Below are 25023 nucleotides of genomic sequence, written 5' to 3'. Positions count from 1 at the left end.
GCTCATCACTTTGGAGGTTGCACCATGACTATTACCACCGCCGCTCACTCGCAGGCATTGACCAGTGAACAGGAGCAGATCGTTGCGCTTTGCCGGGATTTCGCAACGAGGGAGATCCGTCCCCGCGGTCGCGAGGTCGACGAGAACGATGTCGTCTGCCCGGTCGACATCTTCCAAAAGGCCAGCGAGGTCGGCATCACCGATTTCATGATTCCGGAGGAGTTCGGCGGCGGCGGGATGACGGATGTCGTCACCCAGTGCCTGGTCCAGGAAGAGCTGTGCTGGGGAGATCCCGGGATTGGCAACCTGGTGTGTTCGAACGGTTTCTTCGCCGACCCGATCATGGTGCTCGGCAACGACGAGCAAAAGCGCCGCTGGCTGACGCCGCTGACCGGGCCCGGTGCCCCGTTGACTGCACTGGCGACGACCGAACCAGGCGCCGGATCCGATGCCGCATCGATCGTCACCACCGCCCGGAAGGTCGACGGCGGGTATGAGATCAGCGGCCAGAAGACGTGGATCGGCAACGCCGGTCTGGCCGAGTTCTACGTCGTCTTCGCGAAGACCGATCGGAGCAAGCGCTCCGGCGGAGTCTCGGCTTTTCTGATCGGCAAAGATGCGCCCGGCATGACATTCGGCGAACCGATGAAGAAGATGGGGCAGCGCGCCATCGTTAACCGGGAAATCTACTTCGACAAGGTGTTTGTGCCGGAGTCCGACCGGCTGGGTACGGAAGGCCAGGGGTTCTACGGACTGATGGGCACGTTCGACATCTCCCGAGTCGTGCTCGGCGCGGCGGCGGTGGGCGCGGCACGAGCGGCCTATGAGTATGCACTGGACTATGCCAAGGTCCGCGAGCAGTTCGGTGTGCCGATCATCGAGCATCAGGCGGTCGCGTTCCGGCTTGCCGAGATGGCGACCCGGATCGAGTCGGCCCGGCTGCTGGTGTTCCACGCGGCTCGCGCCATCGACGCGGGGGAAGATGCCCGCAAGCTGGCCGCGATGGCGAAACTAACGGCATCCGAGACCGCCATGTTCGTCACCCACGCCGCTGTGCAGACGCTCGGCGGCTGGGGATACTCCCGTGAGTACCCGGTGGAGAAGTGGATGCGCGACGCCAAGCTGGAGGAGATTGAGGAGGGCACCTCCGACATCATGAAGCTCATCATTTCCCGCAACCTCGGTTGAGGGCCTGTCACTGGCGGTGCCCTCCGCGCGGCGGCCGGCGGTTCTTGCGGCAGCATTCACCCGGCCGGTTAGTTAATAATTGGCTTGAGCGTGAGATCGTTTCCCGGAAACACCGGGAGTCCACGCCGAGGAGAGTCGATGCCACGCCCGAACGTTGAAGCCGAACGCCGCGAGCAGATCCTCAGCGCGGCGTGCGTCGTACTCGCCGAGGTGGGACTGCAGAACTTGCGCCTGGCGCAGGTCGCCAAGGCCGCCGGGGTGAGTTCAGGAACGATTCACTACTACTTCGAGACCAAGCAGGACGTGGTCAGCGCGGCGTTCGAGTTCAATATGAGCAATTCGCTCGAACGCCGGCAATCGATCCTGGCCTCCGAGCAGAACCCGCTGGAGATGCTGCAGGAGCTGGTGGAGTCGTATCTTCCAGCTGATTCCCGCTCGCTTCAGGCATGGCGGGTGTGGGCCGAGCTGTGGGCGGAAGGCATGCGCCTGGATCCCCTGCAAGAGGTTAACGAGCGGCTGTACGGGCAGTGGCGCGATATCGTGACGGACGTGCTGCGCGCAGGTCAGCGCCAGGGCCTGGTGAAAGAGGGGGATCCGGTTCGATTCGCCAACATGCTGGTGGGCATGGTGGATGGGCTCGCGATGCAAGTGCTGCTGCACTCACCGAATATGGACCTGAAAAACATGCGGGAGACCTGCAATGCGCTGATCGGGCTGTTCGCGGCTCGGTAGACGCAGGCTCGTGCGGATGTCGGGTTCTACCCACTCAGCCACCGGCCGCAGCGCCGGCTTGGCCGAACAGAGGCTCAGGGCCAGGCTCCATCCGCTGTAACTGCCAGGACAGGCAGACTGTCGCGACGGTCTTGCCTTCGATGCGGACCAGCGCGCTGACCGATCCGCCATCCGGCTTATCGCCAGCGAAGTCTGTGAAGCCCGCGGCGACCAGGTCTGTGGCGAAAGCGACCTTGCGGTGACCCTAGATCAGGATAGGTCGATCTGAATTTCCCGCTCCATGGTTTGCTTGACGAAGGACGCGAGCCCGAGGCGTTCGACGTCCCCGATCTTCAGAGCTCGTTGGATCAGGAACCCGTCGGCAACGGTCAGAATTCGCTGGGCAGACATCTCCGGGTCCACGCAACGAAAAATTCCGGCTTCGGCACCTCGTCGGAGGATCGAAGCCAAGGCGGCTACTCCCGAGTTCATCATTTCGTGTGCCGCGTCTCGAAGGCCGGCTCGTCGGCTCGCTGCGAGCCAAGCGCTGAGCCAGATCGCGAGAGCGGGGTCTCGGCACGGATCTATGCTGCGTTCGAAGAAGACGCGAACGGCGCGGTGGGGCTCGAGCTTGTCAAGACCATCGTGGAGCCACTCGAGATCGGTGGTCGCGATGCGGCGGAATGCCTCAGTAACGAGGCTATCGATCGAAGGAAAGTAGTGGTGGATCAGGCCCGAGGTCACCTCGGCCCTCTTAGCTACATCTCGAACGGTAAGGCGGTCCAGCCCTTGATCGCTGGCGATATCGATCGCGGCTGCAATTAGTTCCTCACGGCGCTCGGCCTTCGATCTATGCCGTTGACGGGTCGACACCATGGAATGAAGTGTAGCTGAGCAGGCGTCCAACATCTCTCAATGTTCGTCTCTGCCAGGTGTTGACGAGGTCCTCCAGCGTGTAGTTGACTATGTGTCCAATGGTCGAATTGACCATGTGTCCAACTGACTGCACCATGGATCAAAGGAGCGAAATGGCCAGCAGCACTCCAGCCTCGCAGCGTCGCAAGGTTGCGGCAGCATCATTCATCGGTACTTGCATCGAGTGGTACGACTTCTATGTCTTCTCCGTCGGCGCATCATTAGTCTTCGCTACGGTGTTCTTCCCAACCGTGGACCCCATCGCAGGGCTAGCAGCGTCGTTCGCAACTTACGCGGTCGGTTTCTTCGCCAGGCCCCTCGGCGCAGCGATCTTCGGCTCGATCGGCGACAGGCTCGGTAGGCGGCGTGCTCTCGTCATGACGCTCGTGCTGATGGGGATCACCACATGTCTTACTGGCTTGTTGCCGGTCTATGACGAGATCGGTCCGTGGGCCCCTATTCTGCTGGTCACGCTTCGCATCATCCAGGGAGTTGCCGTCGGCGGAGAGTGGGGCGGCGCTGTGCTCATGGCCGTCGAACATGCGCCTGAAGAATCGAAAGCCTTCTACGGCGGCTTCGTGCAGCTCGGTAATCCGGCGGGCGGCATGCTCGCCACGGGAGTGTTCTCGTTCTTGTCCCTGTTTGGAGAGGAAGCCCTCCTCAGTTGGGCTTGGCGCGTACCGTTCCTCATTTCCGCCGTGCTCATCGTCGTCGGTCTCGTCATTCGAACCAAGGTCGAGGAATCCCCCGTCTTCGAGAATTCGTCGACACCGCAGATGCATCCTCTCCGAGACGCCATCGTGCACAACTGGCGACCGCTCCTGCTCGCGATCGGCATCGTTGCGGTCCCGAGCGGTGGCTACTACATCACCAGCACCTACTTCACCTCATTTGCTACCGAGGACGGCGGGCTCAACATGACACTCGTCCTGAACATCCTCACCATCGGCTCGTTCGTCGAACTCATCGCCACCATTCCGACCGCCTGGCTCGCAGACAGGTTGGGGAAGATCCGGGTCCTCGTCGCCGGCATAGTCGGGCTCGGCGTATTCGGCGCGATCACATTCCTCGTCGTTGCATCGGGTACCGGAGGTCCATCGCTCCTGATCGCCGTCTTCGTGCTGCTGCGTCTTGCGGGCTGCAGCGCCTACGCCGCGCTCGCAGGGGTTCTCGCGCAGATGTTTCCACCGAAAGCGCGCTACACCAGCATCTCGCTCGGTTACCAGGTTGGCGCGGCAATCTTTGGCGGCCTCTCGCCACTCGCGGCGACGCTTCTCGTCGGCGCCACCGGAAGCGTTTGGGCTGTAGTCGGTCTCCTCGCCGTCCTCTGTATGCTCGCCGCGGCATGTGCGAGCGCTGCCCCGCAACTGCGCGACAAGTTGGCGGACCCAGCGCCCCCTGCCGAGCCGAGATCGACTCGCGCGGAGTTCGGGAAGTGATGCTGAAGGCGGTGGCACCGTGGTTCATCAGGGAAAGCTACGACAACGGCATCACCAGAATCGTGGAGCCGCATGTTCACCCCTTGCTCCGAGCGAGCATCTGGCACATTCGGGGAGAACGAGACCTCTGGATCGACGCCGGAACCGGGATCGCCTCGCTTCCGACCGCGTTCCCTGAGCTGTGCGAACATGATCCGCTGCTCGTGCTCACCCATGCGCATGTGGATCATGCGGGAGGTGCAGACGCGTTCGATCAGGTGTTCATGCACGCTTTCGAACTCGATGCGCTTCCGACGGTCTCCTCGATGCCCCTCGACGCAGCGACTGTTGTAAAGCGCCTGGGGATAGGCCGTGAGCCGCTGGGAGAGGAGCTTCCCGAAATGCTCGTTGATGCCGTTCCTCCGGGGCCCGAAGTCCAGGCGATCTCGGGTGCCGGACCCACGACACCGATGCGAACCATCGTCGAGGGCGACCAGATCGACCTTGGTGACCGAACATTCACGGTGCGTGAACTGCCCGGTCATACGCCGGGGAGCATCGGGCTCCATTGTAGAGAGTCACGGATCCTCGTTACCGGCGACGCGCTCTATGAGGGAACCCTCATCGACGACCTACCGACATCGGACGGTGTCGCGTATGCGCAGACGATGCGCACCATCTTGAGCCTCGACATCGATCTAGTCCTGCCGGGACATGGGCCTCCGCTCGCAGGGATGAAAGCCAAAGTCATCGCTCAACGCTACCTCGACACACGACCACATTCAGGAGAATAACTTGCATCTTCTTGACCGCGCCGACAGCGCACTTCTCATTATCGACCTCCAGCCGAATTTCTACCCTTCCCGAAGGCGCGATGTAGATCGCTCGGTTCTTACCCGGGTGAGTGACAACGCGACCTGGCTCGCGGCGGTCGCAGCAGCTCTGGACGTGCCCACGATCGTCACCGAGGAGGACCCGGTACGAAACGGTCCCACTCATCTGTCAGTGCTCAGCGCGCTCGGGCAAGGCTCGCAGGTACTGGAGAAGACATCGTTCGGTGTGGCCGGTCAGGCGGAGGTGCTGTCCGCGCTCGAGGAGGCGGGAAAACGCACCGTCATCATCACCGGGGGAGAGACAGATATCTGCGTGTCCCACTCCGCACTGGGACTGAAATTGCTCGGCTATCGCGTCGTGGTGGTCTCCGATGCCGTATTTTCTCCCGGCGTCGCACACGAACACGGGCTTCGCCGACTGGGAAGTTGCGGGGTTGAGCTCTTGTCGGCCAAGCAGGTGTTCTATGACTGGCTCCCGCAGCTCGATGCAGTCCGCGCCTTCCGGGCTTCGTATCCTGAACTCGCTGAGCCCATCCACTTCAACCTCTAGCAGACCCCGGTACGGATTCTTCTCGCGTATGGAGCGTACCCGTCGAGGGTGCCACGGGGAACGTTCGAGTGTGCTTCGAGAGAAGGGTCAAGAGACTTCAGCGGTGCGGCTCAAGGGTGCGCCCGGAAAGGTCTGGCAATGAACCCGGGCCTGGTACGGGACCGCGCCACCCTATTCGCCGCCGACGGCTAGGCCCTGCAGCGCTCGCAGGACTACGAGCAGGATACGTGCGGCCGCGCCGGTTCTACGTGGCGCGGCCGGCATTGGCGGCGAGTGGGGATGAGGTTGTCTACCCGGGCTGGGCGATGAGGGCGCTCGAGTGGGCGGGGCCGCCATCCCACCAGGCCGAGTACTGCTTCGTCGTACTGCACGGTGTCAGGCGTCGCTGGTCCTGGCGGAGGCTGCCGATTCAAAATCGAAATAATATCGAACTAACTATAGGCGATCTGGCTAAGAGGCGCATAACATGGAGTATGACAAGCAAACATGCCGTTAAAGAAGTATTGTGAACGACGAAAAGGCCTCGGCCGAAGTTGCAGAGAGTGAGTCGAAAGCTTCGTTCCCAGCCGTACCGGCACGCCCCTCGATGCCCGACTGGTATCACGACTTACTGGCGTCCGTTGTACGACGGGTTGCAGTTGGACGCTCCAAGGCAATCGCCGCCGCAAGCCAGGAGATGCTCATGACGTATTGGGCCATTGGGCGCGACATCTTGGAGCGCCAAAGTGAGGAGGGGTGGGGTGCAAGAGTCGTCGACAGGCTGTCCGGTGACGTGCGGTCTCAGTTCCCGGGTAGTAAAGGCTATTCTCCTCGAAATCTGAAGTATATGAGGGCGTTCGCCGCTGCATGGCCGGACCAGGCAATTGTGCAAGCGTCTCTTGCACAATTGCCCTGGTACCACCAAATCGCATTGCTCGAGAAGCTCAACGACCCCGAGACACGTCTGTGGTATGCGGCAGTAGCCGTCGACGGAGGCTGGTCCCGCAACCTCCTCATCCAACAGATCGGGTCCAAGCTCCATGAGCGATCTGGTGAAGCAGTCACGAATTTTTCAGCAACGCTGCCTCCAGCCGATTCGGATCTGGCGCTGCAGGCGATGAAAGACCCGTACATCTTCGATTTCCTCGCGATGGCCGACCAGCGCAACGAGCGAGAGCTGGAGGCTCAACTTGTTAGCCAGGTCGAGAAGTTCCTACTCGAACTCGGCCAGGGATTCGCCTTTGTCGGGCAGCAGGTGCGGCTTGTCGTTGGCGACGACGAGTTCTTCGTCGACCTGCTCTTCTATCACCTCAAACTGCGTTGCTATGTCGTCATCGAACTCAAGGCGACCAAGTTCGAGCCGAGCTATGTGGGACAGCTTGGGATGTACATGAGCGCTGTGGATGACCTTCTGGCTCATCCCGACGACAAGCCGACGATTGGGCTTCTGCTGTGTAAGAGCAAGAACAGCGTGGTAGCCGAATATGCATTGCGGGGTTTCACGATGCCGATGGGCGTCGCCGAATGGAAGACCGAGGTCGTCGAGTCACTGCCGGAGGAATTCGCCTCAAGCCTGCCCAGCATCGAAGACCTCGAGGCTGAGCTCGCGACGCTGTCCGCGGATACAGAGCCGACAACCAGGGAAAAATAGCCCTTTGTGCACTTCGCACAGGTGGCCCCGGATGCTTCGACTAAATGCCTATGTTCCCGGTTACATCGGCTACCTACGCTGGACCTAACCCACTCACATTCGAGGAGTTAGTCCGATGGCCGAGAAAACCAGTCCGGTGCATGCTGTGGAAGAAAAGCTTGCCGTAGACGACTATGCATTGCAAAGAGTCCCACAGTCTGCGCGCTATGGCTGGTTCCAGGTCGCGGTGCAACGATTCGGTCAGATCTCCGCGCTTTCCCAATTCCTGCTTGGCGCGACGCTGGGCTTCGGGATGAATTTCTGGTCTGCATTTTGGGCGATCACCGTCGGTGCTGTGATCCTGGAAGCGGTGACCATCCTGGTCGGCGTGATCGGCATGCGCGAGGGCCTCAACACCTCGGTCATCGCCCGCTGGACCGGCTTCGGCGCAGGCGGGTCCGCACTTCTCGGCCTAGCTATCGGCATCAGCCTGATCGGCTGGTTCGGCGTGCAGTCAGGGGTATCCGCCGCCGGACTTGCCACGCTATTGCCGATCTTCCCGGTCTGGCTGTGGTCGCTGATCTTCGGACTCGTTGTGACCGCCATCGTGCTTCGCGGATTCCATTCCATGCAGTGGGTCGCAAATATCACCGTGCCGTTGTTCCTAATCCTGGTCGGCTGGGCATTCATCTCGGAACTGCAGAATCACTCGCTTGCCGAACTGGTCTCCTCGGCGCCCGCGGGCCCACAGCTGACGTTCGTCGCCGGCACCACGCTCGTGGCCGGTGGATTCATCGTGGGCGCCGTGATCACGCCCGATATGACCCGGTTCAACCGATCGGTCGGCGACGTCGTGAAGCAGACGGTGCTCGGCGTTACCCTCGGCGAGTACGTTATCGGCCTGTCCGGCGTCCTGCTCGCCCACGCGGTGAAATCGGCGGACATCATCAATATCGTCACCTCCTCAGTCGGCTGGGTCGGCGTGCTGATCATCCTGCTGGGCACGTTCAAGATCAACGACTGGAACCTCTACAGCTCCGGTCTCGGCGTGGTGAACTTCATCGACCGGGTGTTCGGGCGCAAGGTGAATCGTGCAATTGTCACTCTGGTGATCGGCATCGTCGGTTCGCTGCTGGCGGCCGGCGGGATCCTGCAGAATTTCGTTGGCTTCCTCAGCATCCTTGGCGTTGCCTTCCCTCCCGTGGCGGGCATCATGATTGCCGAATACTTCGTGGTGAAGAAGTGGCGCCCGCAGCTCGTGGCCGCCCGGGAAGCAACCCCGCCGCACTCGCCGACCTGGGTTCCGGCCACCATCGTGATCTGGCTCGCGTCCGCGTTGATCGGGCACTTCGTTTCAGTTGGCATCCCATCGATCAACTCCGTGCTCGCGGCGTTCCTGCTCTATGTGATCGCCGGGAAGCTCGGCCTCGTTCGCGGTATCGGACAGTCCGCCACCGAGCACGATGCGGCCAGAACCCATGGCTGAGCGGAGCGCCAGGAGGCGTAACCGGTAGCACCACGCGGCCGGAGGCCACGGCGCCAAGCGGCCGGAAGGCGACAGCGCCAGGCGGCGGGAAGGCACAGCGCCAAACGACTGACAACAATACCGACAGACACATACCGACAGCGACGCAGCTAGTAGAGACAGCAGGAAAGGGTAGACAATGCGGATCGGAATCGACGTAGGCGGCACCAACACGGACGCCGTGCTGATGGAGGGAAACACCGTCGCGGCCGGGATCAAGCGATCCACCACGAGCGACGTCACCTCCGGAATCGTCGCGGCCCTGGAAGGCCTGCAAGAACAACGCGCCTTCCACCCGGATGAGATCGACGCCGTGATGATCGGCACGACGCACTTCATCAACGCGCTGATCGAACAGAACGGGCTCGCCCCCACGGCGGCGGTCCGGCTGGGTCTTCCCGCGACCGCCTCGCTGCCGCCGCTGGTGGACTGGCCGCAGGGTCTGGTGCGCGCGATCGGTGGGCGCGCCTACCTCGCCCATGGCGGACACGAGTTCGACGGCCGGACGATCTCGGACCTCGACCGGGACGAGTTGCGACGGCACGCCGACGACATCCGCTCGCACGGCATCAAGTCGATAGCGATCTCCTCGGTGTTTTCGCCGATCAATTCGGAGTTCGAAATCGAGGCCGCCGAGCTCTTCCGGGAGGAACTGGGGGACGACGTCGCGCTGTCGCTCTCGCACGAAATTGGCCGGGTCGGGCTGCTGGAGCGAGAGAACGCGACCATCATCAATGCCGCGCTGCGCGACCTCGCCGACCACATAGTCGACGGTCTGGCGAAGTCAGTCAGCGGCGGCGGCATCGTGGCCCCGCTGTTCCTGAGCCAGAATGACGGAACCCTGATGGATATCGACTTTGCCCGCCGGTACCCGGTTGCGACGTTCGCATCGGGTCCCACCAACTCGATGCGCGGCGCCGCGGTGCTTTCCGGCCTGGACACCTGCGCGGTGGTAGACGTCGGTGGCACCACGAGTGACATCGGGGTGCTCAACCAGGGATTCCCTCGCGAGGCGAGCGGCGAAGTCTCGGTGGCCGGGGTGCGCACCAACTTCCGGATGCCGGATGTGCTGTCGATCGGCATCGGCGGCGGCTCCCGGGTCGTTGACGCAGGCGAACGCGTCGGCCCGGATTCCGTCGGGTACAGGCTGATTTCCGAAGCGTTGGTGTTCGGCGGCTCGACGCTGACCGCCACCGATGTCGCCGTCGCGCTCGGCCGGGCCGACATCGGAGACAAGAGCCTGGTGTCCGGGGTGGACACGGCCACTGCGAATCGCGCCATGGACCTGGTGGCCGAGAAATTTGCCGACGTCGTGGAGCGGATGCGTACGTCGTCGGACCCACTGCCGGTCGTGGCCGTCGGCGGAGGCTCCATTCTGGTACCCGACGAGCTGCCCGGGCTGGGCACTGTGCACCGGCCGGAACATTTCTCGGTGGCCAACGCGATCGGCGCCGCCATCGCACAGGTCAGCGGCGAAGTTGACCGGGTGTACGCGATCTCGGAGGGCAAGCGCAGTCAGGTCGTCGACGAAGCTCGCCAGGAGGCGATGGACCGCGCCGTCGCCGCCGGAGCCGAGCCCTCCAGCGTGGCGATTGTGGACTTTGACGAGGTGCCGATTCCGTACCTGCCGGGCAATGCGACCCGGATCCGGGCCAAGGCCGTCGGCGATCTGGCCCTGGGAGGACTGCGATGAACGCCGATAAGACTGCGATGAACGCCGAACGGACGGCTGCGATGACCGCCGAACGTACGATGAGTACCGACAAAACCCGGAGATCGCAGATCGACGCCGACTGCGGCAACCTTGCCCGCGGCGCCGCCATCCTTGGCACCGGAGGCGGTGGCGACCCATACATCGGCCGGCTGCTGGCCGAAGCCGCTATCCGTAAGCATGGCCCCGTCCCTCTGGTGGCCGTCGATGACCTGGACCCCGACGCCGTGGTGATTCCGGTCGCCATGATGGGCGCGCCGACCGTGATGGTTGAGAAGCTGGCCTCGCAGGGCCAATTCGCCCAGGCGGTGAATTCGCTGGCTCGCTACCTGGGTGTCACCCCGACGCATATTGCCTGCATCGAGGCAGGCGGAGTGAACTCGACCATCCCGATCGTGGCTGCCGCGGAACTCGGGCTGCCGCTGATAGATGGTGACGGGATGGGTCGCGCGTTCCCGGAAATCCAGATGGTGTTGCCGTCCATTTACGGTGTGCGGGCCACCCCGATGTCGATCTGCGACGAAAAGGGCAACAGCGGAATCTTCGATACGGTGGACAACGCCTGGGCCGAACGACTTGCCCGCCCGGCCACCGTGGAAATGGGCTGCTCGACCATCATCAGCACGTACGCGATGTCCGGGGCGCAGGTCCGCGAATCGTACGTGCCAGGAACGCTGTCGTTATGCGATCAGCTGGGGGCCGAGGTGATGTCGGCCCGCGCCGCACATCGTGACCCGGTGGCCGCCGTGGCCGAACTGCTGCATGGCCGCTTGCTTGCCGGCGGCAAGGTGACCGACGTCGAACGCCGTACCACTTCAGGGTTCGCCCGCGGTCGGGCGACCATAGAGGGTGTCGGTCCCGATGCCGGCCGGTCGGTCGTCCTGCAGTTCCAGAACGAGCATTTGCTGGTGGAACTGGATGGAACCGCCGAGACGAGCACTCCCGACCTGATCATGGTTCTGGACGCCGAAACGGCTGAGCCGGTCACGACTGAGTCGCTGCGTTACGGCATGCGGGTACGGGTGGTGACCGCGCCGAGCGATCCGCGCTGGCACAGCGACGAGGCGCTCGCCCTGGTCGGCCCGCGGTACTTCGGTTACGAGCTGGACCCGGTCCGGTTCGATGGAACCCGGGGGGTGGCGGCATGACCTGGACACTTGACCTCGGTGACCTTGACGACCTGGCCCGCGGGGCAGCATTGCTGGGCACCGGCGGCGGGGGAGACCCGTACATCGGCAAGCTGCTGGTGGCCGAGGCGATCCGGGCGAACGGGCCGATCACCATCCTGGATCCGGAGGAACTGGAAGACGACACCTTCGTCATCCCGACCGCACAGATGGGCGCGCCCACGGTGGTGCTTGAACGCATCCCGTCCGGCGCCGAGCCGGAACTCGCGCTCGCGGCGCTGGAGCGTCACCTTGGCCGCAAGGCCGGAGCCACCATGCCGATCGAATGTGGCGGCATCAATTCGATGATCCCGCTGGTGGTTGGCGCGCGCACCGGTCTGCCGGTCGTCGACGCCGACGGGATGGGACGCGCCTTCCCGGAACTGCACATGGAGACATTCTCGGTGTACGGGGTCTCCGGTTCTCCGATGGCGATCGCGGACGAGCGGGGGCACAGCGTCGTGATCGACACGGCGGAAGACAACCGGCAGATGGAGTGGCTTGCCCGGGGGATCACCATCCGGCTCGGCGGCGTCGCGCACATCGCCGAATACCCGATGACCGGCCGCCAGGTGAAGGACACTGCAGTGCCTCGAACCATAACCCTGGCCCTGCAGGTCGGCCGGGCGATTCGCCGCGCCCGCGAAACGCATGTCGTGCCGACGGACGAACTGGCCAGGACGTTGTCGTCAACGCTGTACTCGAACTTGCGGGTGCTGTTCGAGGGCAAGGTCGTCGATGTGGAACGGCGCACCACCGAGGGATTCGCCAAGGGCCAGGCGACCGTGCAGAGCGCGCCCGGCCAGCCCGAGCTCAAGATCACCTTCCAGAACGAGAACCTGGTCGCCGTGCTGGGCGGGAAGACTCTCGCCGTGGTTCCGGATCTGATCTGCGTGCTGGACGCCGAGAATGCCGAGCCGATTACGACAGAGCGACTCCGCTACGGGCAGCGCGTCCGGGTGATCGGCATCTCGACACCCGACATGATGCGCACTCCCGAAGCACTGGCAACATTTGGTCCGGGGTGCTTCGGTCTCGACGATGAATTTGTGCCGGTGGAGCGGCTGTCGGAGCGGGAATCTGCCAGCATATAGGTATGGTCGCGCAACGGCGCTCGGAACTCGACGACATCAGCGAACTCGATGGCATCAACCAGCTCAGCCAACCTGACCTGGACGCGCTGGCCCTCGGCGTGACGCTGCTCGGCTGCGGCGGAGGTGGTCGGGTCGAGCAGATCGTCGCCCAGCTGCGACATGTCGACGATGGGCCGCTGGCCACGCTGGTAAGCGCCGATGATCGACAGCTCGGACTGCGTCACGTGATGGCGGTCGGCTTCCTTGGCTCGACCATGGTGATGGATGAGAAGCTGCCTGCCGGGGACGAGCTCGCCGGTGCCGTGGGAGCGATTGAACAATGGACCGGAGTGACGGCTGAGGCTCTGATGCCTTCCCAGATCGGCGGGGTATGCGGCCTGGCAGTGATTTCGGTGGCACGTCAACTTTCGCTTCCCGTCATCGACGCGGATCTCGAAGGCCGCTCGGTTCCCCGGCTCGACCAGTTCTCGATTGCCGTCGCCGGACGGACCACAGTGCCCTTTGCGATAACCGGACCGAATGGCCTCAAGCTGGTCCTCGACGCGGCGGACCCGCCTCAGGTCGAGTCCGTGATCCGCGCCGCGGTGACGCAGACTGGCGGCTGGAGTGCCTTCGCACTGGGGCCGGTGCCATTCGACGAACTCGCCGGATTCGCCATTCTGGGCAGCATGTCACGGGCGCTGGCGTTGGGCCGGATAATGCTGACAACTACTGGGGGCAGCCCGGAGTCCATCGGCGCGGCGCTCGGCGGTCGGACGCTCTGCGTCGGACGCGTGATCGCGGTTTCCCGGCTGGCGGACATCAGCAGCTTCGTCCGCGCCAGTTTCGCCATCCTGGATTTCCGTGACGGCGCAGTGGTCCGGGTCGAAGCCGGTAGCGAGTACCTGATGGTGCTGACCGACGGCGAACCGGTTGTCACCTGCCCGGACATCATTTCGGTGCTCGACGCCCGAACCCATGAACCAATTGATGCCGGAGAGCTCGGCGACGGGCGTGAGATCGTGGTGCTGACGGTACCCGGCCCGCGATGGTGGACTTCGACGCCGGAACGGATGGCGCACGTGGGCCCGCGGGCATACGGCATCGATTGCGACCCGATAGTTGCGGAGACTGCGTGAGCGTTTCACTGCACAGCCTGTTGGCGCATCCTGCGCTGGCGGATATGAAACTGGCGGCGGGCGAGCCCGATCAGCAGATCAGCGCCGTCTGGGGAGTTGCGGGCAGCCTTGAGCAAGTGACCGCGACCCTGACTCATTCCCCCAGCCGCGACCTCACCGGCGTGCTGCTGGTTTTGCTGTCACCGGTCCGCCGGCTCGACTGGCGTTTCGACACGCTGCTCCGCCGAAGCGCCGGGCACGGCATCACCGCGGTGTTGTTTGCCGAACCGGATACGACCAGCGTGTCGTTGGATCCTGGTGCGGCTTTGCTGGCCGCCCGGCTCAAGATCGCAGTCCTCACCTCCGTCGACCCGTGGCAAGCCAGCGTTTCCGTGCACGAACTGCTCGGTTCCGCCGACGCTGCCGTTTCCCGGACAACACTTCAGGTCGCGCGGATCGGGCTGCAGGCCGGAGAAGAACTGGAGGAGGCCCTGCATCTGCTCGAATCCGAGTTGGGGCGAGCACTGGTTTTGATTGACGGCTCCGGCGAGATCCTGAGATCGGCCGAGCAGTTCGACGAAGCCGACGCGCTGGCGCTGCGGGAGCTCGGCCGGCTGCGCTCCCCCTGCTCGCTGCCGCTAGGCGGCGGGCGAAGCCTGGTCGCGGCACCGGTTGGCACCGGATTCGGTCCGCGTTCCTGGATCGGCGCCGTCGTACAGACGGAACTTCAGACCGAGCTGGCCGCTACCCTGGCCGCGCTGGAGGTCGCCTCGGTCGTCGTCGGGCATCGGCTTGTGCTGCGGCGGTTGGTCGATGAGCGGGATGCGCGGCATCGAACCGCCCTGCTGGATGAACTGCGCGATGCCGAGCTGGACGTGCAGCCGGGCTTGTTGCAGCGCGCGGTGGAGGCCGGATGGCGCTTGCACGATTGGCACGTCGGAGTCCGGCTGATCGCCCAGGATGCAGTCGACGTGGTCTCGCAACGTGTCGAAGTGCAATCTGCGTTTGCCGCCGAAGGACTCGATGTGGAAGTCGTGGAGCAGGTCGATGGCTGGGTGCTGTGGACGTCGAGCATCGACGAGCCCGATCCGGTTCAATTGGCCGACATATCCTCGCGGTTCCGCCGCGGCCAGGGCCATCTGCGCAAGTCGATCGCAACGTTTACCGGGGTCGGTCGTGCCCATGCCGGGGCCGTGGGCCTGATGCGTTCCCTGGCGGAGGCCGGTGACGCGGCCAGGCTGGCGGGCACAAGGCCGCAAAGCGGATACTTCCTGCACGTCGACCGGCTCGGACTGGCGCAACTCCTGCTCGCCTGGACCCGCACCGATACGTTTCAACCGGCGGCGGCCCAGCTACTCGAGCCGTTGCGCGATGCCGGCGGCGACCTGCAGGTCACTCTCGGCACCTACCTCGACACCGAATCGTCCCTGGCCGAAACCGCCGCGATCCTCGGCATCCACCGCAACACGGTCGCCGACCGGATCGCCCGGTCTGAACGCCTGCTCAACGTAGACCTCGGCGATCCGGAGACCAGGCTCGCCCTGCACCTGGCCTGCCGGAGTGTGAAGCCGGGGTAAAGGCGGGATCACGCGGCGGCTGCCACCACGTCGATCTCGAACCCGAGTTTCGCCTCGACGACCCGGAGTTTCGCCTCGACGAACCCGAGCCGGTCGGCCCTGCCCGTCATCGTCATCGCTTCAGCAGCTCGGCGAGGCGCGGTAACTGCGACTCGTCCTCAAGTGCCGAGCCTACGGCGACCACACGGACACCTGCGTCGAGAAAGGCGCTGGCGTTAGCCGCGTCCATTCCGCCCGTCGCTACGAACTTGGCCGCCGGGAACGGTCCGCGCATCGCGCCGAACCAGCCGGTGCCGAGAAGTGAAGCCGGGAACGCCTTGAGCCACGTCAGGCCTTCCGTCATGGCGAGCTGTACCTCGGTCGCCGTTGCCACGCCTGGAAGCGGCGGCAATCCTGCTTTGCTCGACGCGCGCACGACGTCGACGTCGAAGCCCGGGCTCACCGTGAACTCGGCTCCGGCTGCCGCTGCTTGCGCCACGTGTTCGGCCGTCACGACAGTGCCCGCGCCGACGAGCTTGCCGCGGCTCCGAGCGGCGTCAGACACCACGCGGAGCGCCTCGATGTCCTCGGCCGTCTGGATCGGGAGCTCGACGACGTCGATGCCGAGGTCCCAGGCCGCAGTTGCGACGGCGAGGCTGCGCTGCACGCCCATTCCGCGCAGGATCGCCATGAGTGGCGCTGTGTCGAAGAGTGCATCGAATTCGGAGTTGCTGGCCATGTTCAGCCTTTCTTAGCTAAGGGCTCGGTGATGAAATCGCTCGTCGACTGCAGTACAAGCCTGGCCTGGTTGTGGCCGGCGAGCAGACGATCGGTTGCTGCGGCACCGCCGAGTGCGGCGGCCAGATATCCGGCGGCGAACGCATCGCCGGCGCCGACCGCCTCGACGACGTCTGTCGGAACCGCGGGCACGAACACGCGTTCGTCGCCCTGGAACTCGGTGGCGCCAACGTCGCCGTCCTTGACGACCAAGCGGTCGGGCTCGGGAAGCAGTCTGCGCACCTCGTCCGCTGAGTCGCAGCCCCATAGGGTTTGAGCTTCGTCGAGCCCGACGAACACGATGTCGGCGCGGCCGGCAAGTGACAGCAGGGCCGGGGCTGCGGCGCCGAGGGACCATAGGGACGGACGATGGTTCACATCGAAGCTCAGAACCGTGTCACTCTCGGCCACGCGGTCGCAGACTGTATCCACGAGGGCGGCGCAGCTCGATGAGAGCGCCGGGGTGATGCCGGACAGATGCACGATGTCGGCATCCTCGAGTGGAATGCCTGCGATCGACGCAGGCCCCATCCGGGATGCTGCCGATCCGGTTCGGTAGTAGAGCACGGTGCTGCCTGGGTCCTTGAAGTACACGCCCGTCGGTGCTTCAGTATCCGATGTCACCCATCGGGTATCGACGCCGCGACTCGCGACGGTTGCGCGGAGGCGCTGGCCGAGGACGTCATCTCCCACGGCGCTGACCCAGGCAGCGTGCACCCCGAGGTGGGTCAGGTGCGAGGCCACGTTCGACTCGGCACCTCCAGCATCGAGGCGGAAATCGGTCGCCGTCGCGAGTGGTTCGGGCGTGGCCGGAGTGACAAGCACCATTGTCTCGCCGATGGTGATTACACGTGGGACAGCCTCAGTGGTCATGCAACCACTATGCACGCAGTGTGCAACTCACGCAATCTATGTTGCAATATATGCAACATGCCTCGCGGGCTTGCTCCGTCCGGTTGGCCCGGATAGCGTGATTCAGGTATGCAACACCCTGTGCGATAGATGCACAAACGAGGCGAGAAGGTCGCGATGACGAGGTCACTATTTCTTGACGATTTGGCTGAGGAGGTCCTCTCGGCACGCGACAAGGGTCTTCCGGCCCGCGCGGTCGGGATGACCGTGGCTGAGTTCCTTGGAAGTGACCCGCGGCTCGGCGAGTTTTGGACGCCGCTCGTGGTGCTCGACGCCGACGCCATGCGGAACAACCTTGACGTCATGGCGAAGTGGACCCGCCAACGTGGACTCGAGCTTATGCCGCACGGTAAGACCACGATGGCGCCGGCGCTGTGGCAGAAGCAGCTTGACGCCGGCTGCCTTGGCATCACGTTGGCGACGATGGGCCAGGTGCGCACCGCGCGATCGTTCGGGCTGGACTCGATCATGCTTGCGAACTCGGCCGTGGACGAGCGCTCCCTGCGCTACCTCGCCGGTGAGCTGGCCGATCCTACACTCCGCTTCGTCTGCTGGGCCGACTCGGTCGCGACGATCGAGGCCATGGAACTCGCGCTTCGCGACGTCGACCTTCCGCGCCCCATCGACGTGTGTGTTGAGCTCGGAGCCGCGAACGGTCGCACCGGCGCGCGCTCCGTCGAAGCTGCGGTCGAGGTCGCGCGGCGTGCGACAGCGTCCGATGTGGTTCGACTCGCCGGCGTCGCTGGTTACGAGGGAAGCCTCGGCCACGATCGATCGCAAAGCTCACTCGACGCGGTGCGGGCGTATCTGCAGAGCCAGATCGAGCTGCACCGGGCGCTCGGAGAACTCTACGACGACGGTGAAATCTATGTCACCGCCGGCGGCAGCGCCTATTTCGATATCGTGGCCGACGTCTACGCTGACTCGATTGCGGCCGACTCCCGAACTCGCTGGACGCTGCGCTCGGGTGCCTACATCACGCACGATGATGGTTTCTACCGCGGCATCTCTCCGCTTGACGGTGCCGGAACGAACGTCGAGAAGCCGCTGCGTTCCGCGATGCGCGGCGTGGCCCGCGTCGTGTCCCACCCCGAGCCGCGCCTTGCGCTGCTCGATGGCGGCAAGCGCGACTTTCCGTTCGACGAGGGGCTGCCGGTTCCGCGAGCGACCGCGGCGGGACTCGGGCGAGAGTGGGCGACACTCGACGGCACGACCATAACGAAAATGAACGACCAGCACAGCTACCTGAGCGTGAGCGGGCAGGACGTCGCGCTCGGCGAGGTGGTCGCGCTCGGCCTCTCGCACCCGTGCACCACTTTCGACAAATGGCATTATCTGCCCGTCGTCGAATCGAGTGAGTCCGACCGAGTGGTTGATCTCGTTCGCACCTTCTTCTAGCGCGGGGCGCTTCTAGCGCGCGTGCGAGTGATCCGACACTGGCTGAGTTAAGGAGCAGTGCATGCGACTGGTATTGCAGGGTGGGACCGTCGTCGACTTTCATGCGGAAGCTCACGTCGTCCTGGGCCAGCTCGATCCGCTGGAGCGTGCAGGCATCGGCGCGCATCCGCACCCGCGCGCTCGTGGCACCTTCGCCCGGTATCTTCGCGAGTATGTGCGCGAGACGAATACCTGGTCATGGCCGGATGCTGCCTCGCACCTGTCAGCTGCGCCCGCCGAACGCTTCTCGCTCGGCCGCCGGGGCCGCGTTGCGCCGGACTGGGCCGCCGACCTCATCGTGGTTGACTCCGATACGGTCGCTGACACCGCTACCTATGACTCGCCGCTCGGCGAGGCTGTCGGCATCGACGACGTGCTGGTCGCGGGCGTGCCTGTGCTCGCGGGTGGGCAACTGCGACCCGAGCTGCCGGGCCGTGGTTTGCGGCGAGAGAACGCGTGGGGCTAGGGACATGCAGCATCCAGACGTTGGCAGGGGCATGCAGGAGGACGAATGTCGCAGAGCGTGAAGCGGGCCGCCCGGATTATCGATTCGATTGCCGCCGAGCCGAAGTCGGTCGTGCGGCTTGCCGAGGAGTTCGCTCTGCACCGGTCGACGATGTTCAGAGAGTTGCAGGCCCTTGAAGAGGTCGGCTACGTACGCCGCCGCAAGGACGGCACGTACGCGCTCGGGTTTCATCTCGTCGCGCTCGCGCAGAACTCGCTGGAGAGTGTCGACCTTCGCGAGGCCGCATCCGATCAGCTGCGTCGACTGCACAAAGTCGTCGGCAACACCGTGCACCTGGCGGCGCTTATGGAGAGCTCCATTATCTACGTCGACAAGGTCGAAGATGCGAGCGGAGTGCGGATGTATTCGCGCATCGGCGCTCCCGTCCGGCCGCACTGCAGCGGTGTCGGTAAGGCGATTCTCGCTAACCTGGACCAAGCGGGGCGCGACGCGGTGCTTGCGGCGACAGACTGGAAGAAGTACACCGAGAGCACCATCACTACGCGCGACCAGCTAGACGTCGAACTGGCAACGATCGCGGAGCAGGGGTGGGCGGCAGATGACGGCGAGTTCGAGGACTTCGTGAACTGTGTCGCGGTGCCCATCACCAGCTCGGCCGGGGTCGTCGGGGCGCTGTCGGTGACCGCCATCCGGATGGCGCACGACCTCGAGCAGCTGAAGGCACGCATCCCGCTGATGCAGCGGACGGCCGCGCAGATTTCACGCGAATTGGGTTGAGCCCCAGCCTGCACGTCCGTTTATGCGAACGGTCCACTTCCTCGTTCCGGTATGGCCAAATATGTGCCGACGTTAACGACTCAGCGGACCGTTTCGCAGTCGACCATTGCTACGCGGCCAACGATTCCTGTGGCTCAGGATCGGCCGCGAACCAGGCCCCGGCCGCGGAACTAGCGGTCGGACCCGGTGCCACCGGCTCGGGAATGATCGGGAGCACAAGTGTCGGGGCAATATCCGCCGTGCCGGCCGAACTCTTATCCGCAGCAGCCTTCTTTGCGCGCCGGACCAGCATCAGCCATGCCTGCACGCCGATCAGTATCCAGAGTCCGTTCACGGCGGCCGACGGCCAGGCCTGACTGATCGCGGCGCTGCAACACAGTAGGATCGAGCCGCCGATATTGAGACCCTGAAAGAGGGGCGAATTGGGGCCGATCCGGCCGTTGCTCAGGAGCGCGTAACCGCTGACGGTGCACAGCGCACCGAGCCAGCCGAAGCCGGAAAGCAGCATGGAAATATCCACGATAGTGGGACCTTCAGTGGGAAACGCCCGGGACATTCACGGGCGGGTGGAAGAGTGAACACTCAAATCATCGAACAGTTTCGGCTTTAGCACAATTGAATAAAAGTGAACTCGGGGTTTAGAGTTACTAACCGTGCAGATTGACCCGCGAAGGCTCTCGTTCCTACTCGCCGTCGCTCGGCACGGTGGCATCCTTGCCGCCGCCGAGGCGCTCTTCGTGACACCCTCGGCGGTGTCCCAGCAGATCACCCGGCTCGAACGGGAACAAGGCGTCGAGCTGCTGGATCGGGGTCCGCGTGGAGTCGAGCTGACCGCATCCGGACGGGTTCTGGTCGAGGCGGCCGAGAATATCGAGCGCGAGCTCGCCGACGCCAGGCGGCTGCTGGCCGAAAGCGAGGGCACTCTCACCGGAAACGTGGTGATCGGCGCTTTCCAGACGGTCATCGTGAGCATACTGGCCCCGATGCTTCCGGAACTGGCCGATCACCTGCCGGGGATCGATATCGACATCCGCGAGATCGCCTCCGAACGGTTGCCGCGCAGTCTCCGCGCAGGGGAGGCCAACCTGGTCATCCTGGAACGTGACCTCGAGGCGGATGAACCGGCGCCGGCAAACACCCGGGAGGTGCCGTTACTCGACGAACCGTGGCGGCTCGTCGTGCCGGCCGACTCAATCGCAGATGTCGGACTGCCCGAGCTGGAGAGGCTGCCCTGGCTCGGCATCGCTCCGGGTGGCGCGTCGGCCCGGGCGGTTGAACGGGTCAAGGCAAATCTCAAGCTGTCGACTTCCACGGTGCACAGCTATTTTGACTTCGGCTCAGCATTGGCGCTCGTGGCGGCCGGTCATGGCGTGACATTGCTCCCCGCCCTCGCGGTGCAGGGGTACCTTCCGGAGGGGGTCGCCGTAATCGATCTGCCTGGCCTGGGCAGCAGACGGTTGGTTGTGCGTCATCGGGCGACCAAGCGCGAGCCGTCGGCGGCCACGACGGCAGTGATCGAGGCGATCGTCAAGAGCGTCGAGGCAATGGACCTCAGCCGCCACTAGCCTTGCGGCAGCCTCGACGGCCACCAGATCGCCCGGCCGATGTCGTAGCCGAGCGCTGGAACCAGGAGGGACCGGACGATGATCGTGTCCAGCAGCACCCCGAATGAGACGATGAACGCGATCTGCGCCAGGAACAGAATCGGAATCACCGCGAGCGCCGCGAACGTTGCGGCCAGCACGATTCCTGCCGAGGTGATCACGCTTCCGGTCAGTCCCAGTCCGCGGAGCAGCCCGGCCCGCGTGCCGATCTGCATTGCTTCTTCGCGTACCCGGGTCATCAGGAAGATGTTGTAGTCGACACCGAGCGCGACCAGGAACACGAATCCAAAGAGCGGAACTGCGGCATCTGCTCCCGGGAAGTCGAAAATGTGGTTGAAAACGAGCGCCGCGATGCCAAGCGAGGCGGCGTAGGAGAGCACCACGCTGAGGATCAGCAGCACCGGAGCGAGGATCGAACGCAGCAGCAACATCAGGATCAACAGGATCACCGCCAGCACAATGGGGATGATCTTCAACAGATCGCTTTGCGCCGTGGTGTTGGTGTCCAGCGCGATCGCGGTGACCCCGCCCACCAGCACGCCGGGATCCTGCTGCGGCAGCGTGCGGCGCAGCGTGCTGACCACATCCTCGGCGGTCTGGGAATCCGCCTCGGAGTCCAGCACCGCATTGATCAGTACCTTCCCGCCTTCGGTTACCGGTTCGGCCGGCTGTTCTGGGTTCGGCTCCCCGGGCTCCCCGGGCTCCCCGGGCTCCCCGGGCTCCCCGGGCTCCCCGGGCTGCTGCGGCGCGGCGTCGCCGGCGTACAGCGTCGCGGAGCTGACGCCGGGCGTGTTGCCGACCGCGCTCAGCGTGGCTTCCGCCTTCGAGGCAGCGGCGATGATCACCACCGGGCTGCCGGAGCCTTCCGGGAAGTGCCTGCCGAGCACCTTCTGACCATCGACAGCCTCGGATTGGGCGAGAATGACGTCGGTCTGTGAAACTCCGTTCGCGTTCAGCTGGGGCAGACCCAGGCCGCATGCGCCAAGGATGACAACCGATGCCAGCCAGGTTGCGCGCGGCCGGCGGGAAATCAGCGTTCCGACTCGTCGCCACAGTCCGCGGATTCCCTCCAGCCCGCTAATGTCCTGTTCGCGACGATGCGAGTGCGAGTGGGCTCCGTACTTCGGCCGGAACGGCCAGAAAGCTATCCGGCCGAAGAGTACCAGCAGCATCGGTAACAGGGTCAGTGTTGCCAGCAGCGCGAAGACGATGCCGATCGCCGCGATCGGGCCAAGGCTCTTGTTCGAGTTCAGGTCGGAGAACAACAGGCACAACAGGGCGAGGATCACGGTGGCGCCGGATGCGGCGATAGGTTCGACGGCCGCACGCCAGGCCCGGGCAACCGCGGCCCACTTCGATTCGACGTGTTCGAGCGATTCCCGGTAGCGCGCGACCAGGAGCAGCGAATAGTCGGTCGCGGCGCCGATCACCAGAATCGAGAGTATGCCCTGGCTCTGTCCGCTGAGGGTGATCCAGCCCCAGTCGGCGAAGGAATAGACCAGCAGAATCGCGGCAGCAAGCGCGAACATCGACGTCAGCAACACCAGGAACGGCAAAACGACCGAGCGGTAGACCAGCAGCAGGATGAGGAACACCGCCGATGTCGCGACGAGCAGAAGCAGGCCGTCGATGCCGCCGAACGCGCTGACCAGGTCGGCGGTCAGCCCCGCCGGGCCGGTGACGTATCCGTTGGAGGACTTGGCGAGATTGGCGGCCAGAACGGATCGCAGCCCGGCGACCACTGTATCCACCTCGTCGGTGTCATCGATGGGCACAATGAACTGGATTGCCAGGCCATCGTCGGAGGGGATCGGACCTGCGACGGCGGTCTCGGCTTGCGGACCCGGTGCCCGCACGCCGGCGACGGCGCCGAGCTTCTCTGCGAGCTGGGCGTAGGAAGCCAGCTCGCTTCGAGGGATGGCCGTCTCGGATTCAATAACTACCACCGCAGGGATAGCGTCGGAGCTGGTGAACCGCTGTTGCCAGTCGCGCACCTCGGTGGACTCGGCGCTGGCCGGGAGGAAAGTCGCCTGGTCGTTACTTGAGACGGACGAGAGTTTGCCGAACGTCGGTCCGCCGAAACTCGCCGCCACCAGCCAGATCAGGAGCAGTGCGGCAGGCAGGACGACACGCAGCCAGCGGGGTGGCGCCCAGTCGTGACGTGGTCGGTTATCGAACATCGCTAGGAACCCTTCTTAAGACACATAAAAGATCAGCAGCATCGTGATCAGGAACCCGACGACGTAATTGATCCACAGAAACTGCTTCCACCCGCGGTTTGCCCGCTCCGACGCTTCGTCGGAGAGTGAAACGTAGGGCAGAGCGACCGCAACATAGCCGAGCACGAGCGGCGTGGCCAGTAGACCCGGCCACCCCGCCCACAGCACCAAGCTGCCTGCAGCGACCCAGACGACGACGGCGAAGCGCACCGCCCACTTGGCTCCCAGAGCCGTAGCTATCGAGTGGATGCCGGCGGCGCGATCCGGGAGGACGTCCTGCACCGCACCGAAGGCGTGGCTGGCGATGCCCCACAGCAGGAAGCCGGCCAGCAGCAGTAGGAGTCCGGGCGTAACCGGGGCGCCGGCAAGCGCAAGCCCGTAAACCGCAGGACTGACGAAGTGCGTGCTCGACGTGATCGAATCCAGGAACGGGACTTCCTTGAAACGCAGTCCGGGAACCGAGTACGCGGCCACCGCAAACAGGCTGATGCCGAGCACGCTCCAGGAGAGCGGATTGCCGAGCACAAGCAGAACGATGACGAAGGGAAGGCAGACGGCGACCGCGCTGATGATCGTGACCCGGTGCGTGCTGCGACTCAGCAGTGCGCCCTCCAGCCCGCCCTTGCGCGGGTTGGCGAGATCCGACTCGTAGTCGAATACATCGTTGATCCCATACAGGGCCAGGTTGTACGGCACCAGAAAGAAGATGGCTCCCACGATCAGGGCAAGATCGATCTCTCGCGTGGTCAGGAAGTATGCCGCCGCGAACGGGAATGCAGTGTTGACCCAGCTGACCGGCCGGGAAGCCTGTAACAACTGGAAAAGGATATGCCGGCGGCGCTCAGCGGTCATCCTTGCCTCGCCTTCCGAACAGATGCCAGAGCGCGGGGAGCAGGATGAGGCCGGCGATCGGGTAGGCGAAATCCTCTACCGGGGCCAGGCCGACGGCAAGCCCGGACAGTGTTGACTGCGCATAAGCCATCAAGCCGGCATGGATCATCACGTTGTCGAAGACAGCGGTGAGGATGATCAGGACCCCTCCTGCGCAGGCGACCGGTCGCCACCACCGGGTCAGCACGGCTCGGGGATTCGGGGCAGCCCTGACAGCCGCCGCCAACAGAACGACCGAGACTCCGAGGAACGCCAGGCTGAGCCAGAGGTACGTCATCTGCGGTGACCTTCCCGCCGGCTCAGGATCCGCTCGGATCCCGGGATCAGGACCATTGTCAGGTAGCAGAGGAATATCAGGAAGAACGGCTCCTCGAGTGGGAGTTCCGGGGCGATCAGGATTCCGGTCATCAGCTCTGTGTCGCCGCGGAAGAATATGCCCAGCCGAATGCCCAACAGGTCCCAGGTCAGGAAAAACAGCAGCCCGATTGCGAGCACGAGACCTGCCCGGCGAGCGTCCCTCCAGAAGAACAGCCGGTAGCGTCGGTCGATCAACGCCATGCACGCTAT

At 64.3% G+C, this 25023-nt stretch carries 24 protein-coding genes; 16 read left to right on the top strand and 8 right to left on the bottom strand.

Going from position 1 to position 25023, the window contains the following annotated elements; genetic code table 11:
• Positions 1 to 24 precede the first annotated feature (24 nt).
• The gene (locus LWF01_RS15715) at positions 25 to 1188 is read left to right on the top strand and encodes an acyl-CoA dehydrogenase family protein (protein WP_349638308.1); all 1164 of its coding nucleotides are present in this window, start codon (positions 25 to 27) and stop codon (positions 1186 to 1188) included.
• A gap of 138 nt (positions 1189 to 1326) precedes the next feature.
• Positions 1327 to 1920, top strand: coding sequence for a TetR/AcrR family transcriptional regulator (locus LWF01_RS15710; protein WP_349638307.1), 594 nt, complete (start codon positions 1327 to 1329; stop codon positions 1918 to 1920).
• A 249-nt stretch (positions 1921 to 2169) separates the two neighbouring features.
• Here the strand turns inward: LWF01_RS15710 and LWF01_RS15705 are convergent, their stop codons facing one another.
• A complete protein-coding gene (locus tag LWF01_RS15705; RefSeq protein ID WP_349638306.1) occupies positions 2170 to 2775 on the bottom strand; it encodes a TetR/AcrR family transcriptional regulator in 606 nt (201 codons plus the stop codon).
• A gap of 152 nt (positions 2776 to 2927) precedes the next feature.
• Between LWF01_RS15705 and LWF01_RS15700 the strand changes: the two genes are divergently transcribed.
• The 10 genes from LWF01_RS15700 to LWF01_RS15655 all read left to right on the top strand — a co-directional run bounded on the left by LWF01_RS15700 (position 2928) and on the right by LWF01_RS15655 (position 15394).
• The gene (locus LWF01_RS15700; RefSeq protein WP_349638305.1) at positions 2928 to 4253 is read left to right on the top strand and encodes an MFS transporter; all 1326 of its coding nucleotides are present in this window, start codon (positions 2928 to 2930) and stop codon (positions 4251 to 4253) included.
• On the top strand, positions 4253 to 5026 hold the full coding sequence (locus LWF01_RS15695) for an MBL fold metallo-hydrolase (protein ID WP_349640945.1): 774 nt from the start codon (positions 4253 to 4255) through the stop codon (positions 5024 to 5026). Before LWF01_RS15700 ends, LWF01_RS15695 begins: the two co-directional genes overlap by 1 nt.
• 1 nt (position 5027) lies before the next feature.
• Positions 5028 to 5615 carry an isochorismatase family protein gene (locus tag LWF01_RS15690; protein ID WP_349638304.1) on the top strand — a complete coding sequence of 196 codons (588 nt, stop codon included), beginning with the start codon at positions 5028 to 5030 and terminating at the stop codon, positions 5613 to 5615.
• Between the two features lie 676 nt (positions 5616 to 6291).
• Complete coding sequence (locus LWF01_RS15685; RefSeq protein ID WP_349640944.1) at positions 6292 to 7245, top strand: PDDEXK nuclease domain-containing protein; 954 nt, start codon at positions 6292 to 6294, stop codon at positions 7243 to 7245.
• A gap of 115 nt (positions 7246 to 7360) precedes the next feature.
• A complete protein-coding gene (locus tag LWF01_RS15680) occupies positions 7361 to 8710 on the top strand; it encodes a purine-cytosine permease family protein (protein ID WP_349638303.1) in 1350 nt (449 codons plus the stop codon).
• Positions 8711 to 8888: 178 nt separating this feature from the next.
• Positions 8889 to 10442: a hydantoinase/oxoprolinase N-terminal domain-containing protein gene (locus LWF01_RS15675; protein WP_349638302.1), complete on the top strand. Its 1554-nt coding sequence runs from the start codon at positions 8889 to 8891 to the stop codon at positions 10440 to 10442.
• Positions 10439 to 11608, top strand: a complete 1170-nt coding sequence (locus tag LWF01_RS15670) for an S-methyl thiohydantoin desulfurase family protein (protein WP_432761970.1) — start codon at positions 10439 to 10441, stop codon at positions 11606 to 11608. Before LWF01_RS15675 ends, LWF01_RS15670 begins: the two co-directional genes overlap by 4 nt.
• Complete coding sequence (locus LWF01_RS15665) at positions 11605 to 12720, top strand: S-methyl thiohydantoin desulfurase family protein (protein WP_349638301.1); 1116 nt, start codon at positions 11605 to 11607, stop codon at positions 12718 to 12720. Before LWF01_RS15670 ends, LWF01_RS15665 begins: the two co-directional genes overlap by 4 nt.
• Before the next feature lie 2 nt (positions 12721 to 12722).
• Positions 12723 to 13838: a DUF917 domain-containing protein gene (locus tag LWF01_RS15660; RefSeq protein WP_349638300.1), complete on the top strand. Its 1116-nt coding sequence runs from the start codon at positions 12723 to 12725 to the stop codon at positions 13836 to 13838.
• Positions 13835 to 15394: a PucR family transcriptional regulator gene (locus LWF01_RS15655; protein WP_349638299.1), complete on the top strand. Its 1560-nt coding sequence runs from the start codon at positions 13835 to 13837 to the stop codon at positions 15392 to 15394. The genes LWF01_RS15660 and LWF01_RS15655 overlap by 4 nt, the downstream gene beginning before the upstream one ends.
• 112 nt (positions 15395 to 15506) lie before the next feature.
• Here LWF01_RS15655 and LWF01_RS15650 read toward each other — a convergent pair whose 3' ends face one another.
• Positions 15507 to 16112 (bottom strand): bifunctional 4-hydroxy-2-oxoglutarate aldolase/2-dehydro-3-deoxy-phosphogluconate aldolase, encoded by a 606-nt coding sequence (locus LWF01_RS15650; RefSeq protein WP_349638298.1) that lies wholly within the window; start codon positions 16110 to 16112, stop codon positions 15507 to 15509.
• 2 nt (positions 16113 to 16114) lie between these two features.
• Positions 16115 to 17023, bottom strand: a complete 909-nt coding sequence (locus LWF01_RS15645; protein ID WP_349638297.1) for a sugar kinase — start codon at positions 17021 to 17023, stop codon at positions 16115 to 16117.
• Positions 17024 to 17179: 156 nt separating this feature from the next.
• On the opposite strand from LWF01_RS15645, the gene LWF01_RS15640 reads away from it, so the two are divergent.
• From LWF01_RS15640 to LWF01_RS15630, 3 genes are all read left to right on the top strand, one after another.
• Entirely contained in the window at positions 17180 to 18460 is a 1281-nt protein-coding gene (locus tag LWF01_RS15640) for an alanine racemase (protein WP_349638296.1), read from the top strand.
• Between the two features lie 61 nt (positions 18461 to 18521).
• Entirely contained in the window at positions 18522 to 18965 is a 444-nt protein-coding gene (locus tag LWF01_RS15635; protein WP_349638295.1) for an amidohydrolase family protein, read from the top strand.
• 45 nt (positions 18966 to 19010) lie between these two features.
• Complete coding sequence (locus LWF01_RS15630; protein ID WP_349638294.1) at positions 19011 to 19742, top strand: IclR family transcriptional regulator; 732 nt, start codon at positions 19011 to 19013, stop codon at positions 19740 to 19742.
• 109 nt (positions 19743 to 19851) lie between these two features.
• On the opposite strand, the gene LWF01_RS15625 is transcribed toward LWF01_RS15630, so the two are convergent.
• Positions 19852 to 20262: a CBU_0592 family membrane protein gene (locus LWF01_RS15625; RefSeq protein WP_349638293.1), complete on the bottom strand. Its 411-nt coding sequence runs from the start codon at positions 20260 to 20262 to the stop codon at positions 19852 to 19854.
• A 133-nt stretch (positions 20263 to 20395) separates the two neighbouring features.
• On the opposite strand from LWF01_RS15625, the gene LWF01_RS15620 reads away from it, so the two are divergent.
• Positions 20396 to 21307 (top strand): LysR family transcriptional regulator, encoded by a 912-nt coding sequence (locus tag LWF01_RS15620; protein WP_349638292.1) that lies wholly within the window; start codon positions 20396 to 20398, stop codon positions 21305 to 21307.
• Here LWF01_RS15620 and LWF01_RS15615 read toward each other — a convergent pair.
• The 4 genes from LWF01_RS15615 to LWF01_RS15600 are packed head-to-tail and all read right to left on the bottom strand — an operon-like array spanning position 21304 to position 25014.
• On the bottom strand, positions 21304 to 23526 hold the full coding sequence (locus tag LWF01_RS15615; protein ID WP_349638291.1) for an MMPL family transporter: 2223 nt from the start codon (positions 23524 to 23526) through the stop codon (positions 21304 to 21306). The two genes, LWF01_RS15620 and LWF01_RS15615, sit on opposite strands and share 4 nt — an antisense overlap.
• A gap of 15 nt (positions 23527 to 23541) precedes the next feature.
• On the bottom strand, positions 23542 to 24417 hold the full coding sequence (locus LWF01_RS15610) for a prenyltransferase (protein ID WP_349638290.1): 876 nt from the start codon (positions 24415 to 24417) through the stop codon (positions 23542 to 23544).
• Positions 24407 to 24733 carry a lycopene cyclase domain-containing protein gene (locus tag LWF01_RS15605; protein WP_349638289.1) on the bottom strand — a complete coding sequence of 109 codons (327 nt, stop codon included), beginning with the start codon at positions 24731 to 24733 and terminating at the stop codon, positions 24407 to 24409. The genes LWF01_RS15610 and LWF01_RS15605 overlap by 11 nt, the downstream gene beginning before the upstream one ends.
• Positions 24730 to 25014, bottom strand: coding sequence for a lycopene cyclase domain-containing protein (locus tag LWF01_RS15600; protein ID WP_432762029.1), 285 nt, complete (start codon positions 25012 to 25014; stop codon positions 24730 to 24732). Before LWF01_RS15600 ends, LWF01_RS15605 begins: the two co-directional genes overlap by 4 nt.
• Positions 25015 to 25023 lie beyond the last annotated feature (9 nt).

The organism is Saxibacter everestensis (assembly GCF_025787225.1).
Taxonomy (GTDB): Bacteria; Actinomycetota; Actinomycetes; order Actinomycetales; family Brevibacteriaceae; genus Saxibacter; species Saxibacter everestensis.
Note: the sequence above shows the minus strand (reverse complement) of the source record. Positions and strands in the feature narration are given on the sequence as shown.

Coding starts and splice junctions, on each gene's coding strand:
- LWF01_RS15715 (WP_349638308.1), top strand. CDS start 25: ATGACTATTACCACCGCCGCTCACTCGCAGGCATTGACCAGTGAACAG.
- LWF01_RS15710 (WP_349638307.1), top strand. CDS start 1,327: ATGCCACGCCCGAACGTTGAAGCCGAACGCCGCGAGCAGATCCTCAGC.
- LWF01_RS15705 (WP_349638306.1), bottom strand. CDS start 2,775: ATGGTGTCGACCCGTCAACGGCATAGATCGAAGGCCGAGCGCCGTGAG.
- LWF01_RS15700 (WP_349638305.1), top strand. CDS start 2,928: ATGGCCAGCAGCACTCCAGCCTCGCAGCGTCGCAAGGTTGCGGCAGCA.
- LWF01_RS15695 (WP_349640945.1), top strand. CDS start 4,253: ATGCTGAAGGCGGTGGCACCGTGGTTCATCAGGGAAAGCTACGACAAC.
- LWF01_RS15685 (WP_349640944.1), top strand. CDS start 6,292: ATGCTCATGACGTATTGGGCCATTGGGCGCGACATCTTGGAGCGCCAA.
- LWF01_RS15680 (WP_349638303.1), top strand. CDS start 7,361: ATGGCCGAGAAAACCAGTCCGGTGCATGCTGTGGAAGAAAAGCTTGCC.
- LWF01_RS15675 (WP_349638302.1), top strand. CDS start 8,889: ATGCGGATCGGAATCGACGTAGGCGGCACCAACACGGACGCCGTGCTG.
- LWF01_RS15670 (WP_432761970.1), top strand. CDS start 10,439: ATGAACGCCGATAAGACTGCGATGAACGCCGAACGGACGGCTGCGATG.
- LWF01_RS15665 (WP_349638301.1), top strand. CDS start 11,605: ATGACCTGGACACTTGACCTCGGTGACCTTGACGACCTGGCCCGCGGG.
- LWF01_RS15660 (WP_349638300.1), top strand. CDS start 12,723: ATGGTCGCGCAACGGCGCTCGGAACTCGACGACATCAGCGAACTCGAT.
- LWF01_RS15650 (WP_349638298.1), bottom strand. CDS start 16,112: ATGGCCAGCAACTCCGAATTCGATGCACTCTTCGACACAGCGCCACTC.
- LWF01_RS15645 (WP_349638297.1), bottom strand. CDS start 17,023: ATGACCACTGAGGCTGTCCCACGTGTAATCACCATCGGCGAGACAATG.
- LWF01_RS15640 (WP_349638296.1), top strand. CDS start 17,180: ATGACGAGGTCACTATTTCTTGACGATTTGGCTGAGGAGGTCCTCTCG.
- LWF01_RS15635 (WP_349638295.1), top strand. CDS start 18,522: ATGCGACTGGTATTGCAGGGTGGGACCGTCGTCGACTTTCATGCGGAA.
- LWF01_RS15630 (WP_349638294.1), top strand. CDS start 19,011: ATGTCGCAGAGCGTGAAGCGGGCCGCCCGGATTATCGATTCGATTGCC.
- LWF01_RS15615 (WP_349638291.1), bottom strand. CDS start 23,526: ATGTTCGATAACCGACCACGTCACGACTGGGCGCCACCCCGCTGGCTG.
- LWF01_RS15610 (WP_349638290.1), bottom strand. CDS start 24,417: ATGACCGCTGAGCGCCGCCGGCATATCCTTTTCCAGTTGTTACAGGCT.
- LWF01_RS15605 (WP_349638289.1), bottom strand. CDS start 24,733: ATGACGTACCTCTGGCTCAGCCTGGCGTTCCTCGGAGTCTCGGTCGTT.
- LWF01_RS15600 (WP_432762029.1), bottom strand. CDS start 25,014: ATGGCGTTGATCGACCGACGCTACCGGCTGTTCTTCTGGAGGGACGCT.